The organism is Rhodosalinus sp. (assembly GCF_041685465.1).
GTDB lineage: Bacteria > Pseudomonadota > Alphaproteobacteria > Rhodobacterales > Rhodobacteraceae > Rhodosalinus.
In genome coordinates this window covers 1-4,751 of sequence record NZ_JAWLFS010000228.1, presented here as the reverse complement: position 1 = coordinate 4,751, position 4,751 = coordinate 1, and the positions used below count along the sequence as shown (strand labels likewise).

Annotated in this window: 4 protein-coding genes; all 4 read right to left on the bottom strand. The window is 72.7% G+C overall.

The window, feature by feature from the left end; translation table 11 throughout:
* On the bottom strand, nt 1-419 hold a 419-nt coding region (gene cydB, locus ACESL7_RS13150; RefSeq protein WP_372893764.1), incomplete at its 3' end, for a cytochrome d ubiquinol oxidase subunit II.
* Between the two features lie 5 nt (nt 420-424).
* A complete protein-coding gene (locus tag ACESL7_RS13145) occupies nt 425-2,035 on the bottom strand; it encodes a cytochrome ubiquinol oxidase subunit I (protein WP_372893763.1) in 1,611 nt (536 codons plus the stop codon).
* Between the two features lie 95 nt (nt 2,036-2,130).
* Nucleotides 2,131-3,804 (bottom strand): amino acid ABC transporter ATP-binding/permease protein, encoded by a 1,674-nt coding sequence (locus tag ACESL7_RS13140; protein ID WP_372893762.1) that lies wholly within the window; start codon nt 3,802-3,804, stop codon nt 2,131-2,133.
* Nucleotides 3,801-4,751, bottom strand: a 951-nt coding sequence (locus ACESL7_RS13135; RefSeq protein WP_372893761.1) for an ATP-binding cassette domain-containing protein, incomplete at its 5' end; no start/stop codon positions are given. The genes ACESL7_RS13140 and ACESL7_RS13135, both read right to left, overlap by 4 nt.

Below are 4,751 nucleotides of genomic sequence, written 5' to 3'. Positions count from 1 at the left end.
CCGAACAGCAGCGCCGGCACCGCGCCGCCCACGAAGAGCGCCCAGTCCCAGCCGTTGCGCCAGCGCGCGTCCTCGCGCTTGGAGCGGTACTTGAAGGCCACGGGCCGCAGGATGAGCGCCGCGAGCACCGCGAACATCGCCAGGTAGAAACCCGAGAAGCTCACCGCGTAGAGCGGCGGCCAGGCGGCGAAGATCGCGCCGCCGCCGAGGATGAACCAGACCTGGTTGCCCTCCCAGACGGGGCCGACGGTGTTGATGGCCACGCGGCGCTCGGTGTCGGTCTTCGCCACGAAGGGCAGGAGCGCGCCCACCCCCATGTCGAAGCCGTCGGTGAGCGCGAAGCCGATCAGCAGCACGCCCAGAAGCGCCCACCAGATCACGCGCAGGATCTCGAAATCGATCAGTTCATGCAGGACCATGGTCGTCACTCCGCAGGGGTCGCGAACGGGCCCTTGCCGTCATGCGTGCGCAGACGGTGGGCGTGCCGTTCCATCCATTTCTCGGTTTCCTCCACGTCCTCGACCGGGCCGCGGCGGATGTATTTCAGCATCAACGCCATCTCGATCACGAAGAGGACGGAGTAGAAGATCATGAAGCCCGCCAGCGTGATGAGCAGATCCTGAACGCTGAGGTGGCTGACCGAGAGCGCCGTGGGCAGCACCCCGTCCACCGTCCACGGCTGGCGCCCGTATTCCGCCACGAACCAGCCGAGTTCCGCAGCGATCCAGGGCGTCGGGATGATCGCCACGGCGAGCCAGAGCGCCGGCCGCGGGAAGCGCATGCCGCGGAAGTTGGCCTGCACGAAGAAATAGGCCATCACACCGATGAAGGCGAAGCCGAGCCCGACCATGATCCGGAACGCCCAGAACAGCGGCGCGACACCGGGGATCGTGTCCTCGGCCGCCATGGCGATCTGGTCGTCGGTCGCCTCGCGCGGGTCCTCGACGTACTGCTTCAGCAGGAAGGCGTAGCCGAGGTCGTCGGAATGCGCCTCGAACCGCTCGCGCAGCTCGGGCGTGACCGCGCCACGGTTCTCGCGGATCTCCATCAGCGCGTCATAGGCGATGAGCCCCTCGCGGATGCGGTCGGCGGAGTCCGCCTCGAGCTGATTGATGCCGGGGATGTCCTGCGTGAGCGAGCGCGTGCCGATCAGGCCCATCGCCCAGGGGATCTCGACCTTGTAGTGGGTCTCGCGCGCCTCCTTGTCGGGCAGGCCGACGGCGGTGAAGGGGGCGGGCGCCTCATGGGTTTCCCACATCGCCTCCATCGCGGCGAGCTTCATCTTCTGGGTGTGGGTGGCAGAGTAGCCCGACTCGTCGCCGAGCACGACGACCGAGAGCGCCGCGGCGAGGCCGAAGGAGGCCGCCACGGTGATCGAGCGCCGCGCGAGCTCCACGTGCCGGCCCTTCAGCAGGTACCAGGCCGAGACGCCGAGCACGAAGACCGCCGCGGTGACGTAGCCCGCCGAGACGGTGTGCACGAACTTCGCCTGCGCCACCTCGTTGAAGACGACGTCGAAGAAGCTCGTCATCTCCATGCGCATCGTCTCGGGGTTGAAGGCGGCGCCCACCGGGTTCTGCATCCAGCCGTTGGCGATCAGGATCCAGAGCGCCGAGAAGTTGGAGCCGATCGCCACGAGCCAGGCGACGACCATGTGCTGCACCTTCGACAGCTTGTCCCAGCCGAAGAAGAAGAGCCCCACGAAGGTCGCCTCGAGGAAGAAGGCCATCAGCCCCTCGACCGCGAGCGGCGCGCCGAAGATGTCGCCGACGTAGTGGCTGTAATAGCTCCAGTTCATCCCGAACTGGAATTCCATCGTGATGCCGGTGGCCACGCCGAGCACGAAGTTGATGCCGAAGAGCGTCCCCCAGAACTTCGTCATCTGCCGCCAGATGGGACGGTTCGTCATCACGTAGACCGTCTCCATGATGGCCACGATGATCGACAGGCCCAGCGTCAGGGGCACGAAGAGAAAGTGGAACATGGCCGTCGCCGCGAACTGCAGGCGCGAGAGCTCCACCACATCGAGTTCCATCGCCGACTCCTCTTTGCTGTCGCGGGAAAAGGTCTCCCGCAGATGCCGGTTGCGGGTGCGCTACACCCGCGGCCGAGTCGCCGGTTTGATATGGGTCAAACGGATGCTGTTTTTGAGATGTATGTTCCGAGATCGAGGGTGCGGTGCGCTGTCGCAAGCTCCTCGGCGCGGTGCGACGCGGTGAGGATCGCCGCCTCGGGCAGCATCGCGCGCAGGCCGCGCAGCGCCTCCTCCGCGCGCGGGCCGTCGAGCCCCTCGGTCGGCTCGTCGAGCAGAAGGACGGCCGGGCGCCGGAGCGCCGCGCGGGCGAGTGCGAGCCGCCGCGCCTCGCCACCCGAGAGGCCCGCGCCGCCCTCGCCCAGCACCGCGTCGAGCCCGCCCTTCGCCGCGACCACGGGCCAGAGAGCCACCGCCTCCAGCGCCGCGCGCATGTCAGTGTCGTCCGCCTCCGGCGCCGCCAGCGCGAGGTTGTCGCGGATCGTGCCCGCGACCAGCGCCGCGCGCTGCAGCACCAGCGTCAGCCGCGCGCGCAGCGCCGCCTCCGGCCAGTCGCCCACGGGATGCCCGTCGAGCAGGACGCGCCCCGCCGCTGGCGCCTCGAGCCCCGCCGCGACGGCGAGGAGCGTGGACTTGCCCGAGCCGGACGGCCCGGAAAGCGCCACCGTCTCCCCCGGCGCAACGCGCAGGTCGAGCCCGGCGAGAAGCGGCACGCCGCCCCCGGGCCGCGCCACCGCGACCCCCTCGAAGGTGAGCCCCCGCAACCCGGCCGCCGCGGGCGCCGGCCCTTCCAGCCGCGGCGCGGCAGGCTCGGTCGCCATCACGCGGCCCGCGGCGTCGTGCATCCGCCCGATCTCGGCCAACCCCTTGCGCAGCGGCAGCACCGTCTCCGACAGCGCGAGCGCCACGAAGAAGCCGATCGCGGCGGGCGCCGGCTCCACCGCGCCCCCGGCGACCAGCCAGCCGCCGAGGGCGAGCGCCGTGCCCGCCACGCCGGCCACCACCGCGGCGAGGGCGAAGCCCGACGCCCGGTCGATCCGGTCGAGCCGGTCCTCTGCCGTCCGGGCCTGCCCGTCGAGCGCCGCGAGCTCTTCGAGCCGCGCGCCCATGCGCCCCTGCACCAGAAGGTCGCGCTGCCCGCGGAAGGCGTCGATGACGCCACGGCGCAACTCCTGAGTCGCCGCCTCCGCCTCGGCCGAGGGCGCGCGGCTGACCACCGCGACCCGCGCGAGGATCGCCGCCGCGCCCAGCAGGTAGCCCGCCGCCACCGCCCCCGCGACCGCCGGCGCCACGAGCCACCAGAGCACGGCGAAGGCCGCGGCGTGGGTCACCAGCCCCGCCAGCAGCGGCAATGCGAGACGCAGCACCACCCCGTCGAGCGCATCGACGTCGGCCGTGATCCGGGTGAGCTCCGGCCCGCCGCGCAGCCGTTGCAGCGCCGCCACCGGCCGCGCCGCGAGCCGCCGCATCAGGTCGAGGCGCAGCGCCGCCAGCGCCCGCAGCGTCGCGTCGTGGGTGAGCAGCCGCTCGCCGTAACGGCTCGCGGCGCGGCCCAGCGCGAGAAAGCGGATGCCCGCCGAGGGGCGGAAGACGTCGAAGGCGATGCCGATGCCGGCGAGCCCGGCGAGGCCCGTCGCCACGATGAACCACCCCGAGAGGCCCAGCAGCGCGACGCCCATCACGAGCACCGCGACCGAAAGCGCCGCGCCGCGCCACATCGCGCCGGGCGCCGCGCCCCAGGTCAGGCGGAGAACCTTGAAGAGCCGCCTCATGCCGCGCCCTCCGCCGCCGTGCCGGGCATCTCCACCACCCGGTCCATCGCCGCCACCAGCCGCGGGTCATGCGTCGCCACAAGAAGCGTCGCGCCCCGCGCGGCGAGCGCCTGAAGCCCGGCGATCACCTGCCGGGCCGTCTCGGAGTCGAGGTCGGCCGTCGGCTCGTCCGCGAGCACCACCTCCGCGCCCGAGAGGATCGCCCGCGCGACGAGAAGCCGCCGCGCCTCGCCGCCGGAGACGCCGGCGCCCGTCTCGCCGAGCCGCGTATCCAGACCCTCGGGCAGGCGCGCGACCACGCCCTCGGCCCCCGCCGCGGCGAGCGCCGGGGCGGGATCGCCCCCCTGCCCGGCCGGGTCGAGGAAGGCGCGCAGCGTCACGTCCGGCACATGCACCGACTGCGGCACCAGCGCGACCCGCGCACGCCAGGCGTCCGCGGTGGCGTCGTCGAGCGCCCGGCCCGCCACCTCGATCCGCCCGGTCTCCGCCGGGACGAGCCCCGCCGCCGCCATGAGCGCCGAGGACTTGCCCGAACCCGACGGCCCGGTGAGCGCCACCGCCTCACCCGGCGCCACCGCGAGATCGGGCAGCCGGACCCGCGCGCCCCCGCGCATCACCATCGCACCGTCAAGCCGCAGCGTCGCCGGGCCGTCGAGCGGCGCGGCCGCCTCCCCCCGCCCGAGGATCGCCGGGCGCGGGTCGTCCTCCAGCGCGGCGAGTTCTCCCGCAACGGCACGGGCCGAGGCGCGGTCGTGCCACGCGGCCGCCATCTCGCGCAGCGGCTGGAAGAACTCGGGCGCGAGCAGCAGCACGAAGAGCCCGCCCGCGAGCGTCAGATCGCCCCAGTGGCCGATGCCGATCTCGCCGAGCAGCGTGAAGCCCACGTAGACGGCCACCAGCGCCACGCCGAGCGCCGAGAAAAGCTCGAGAATCGTGGACGACAGGAA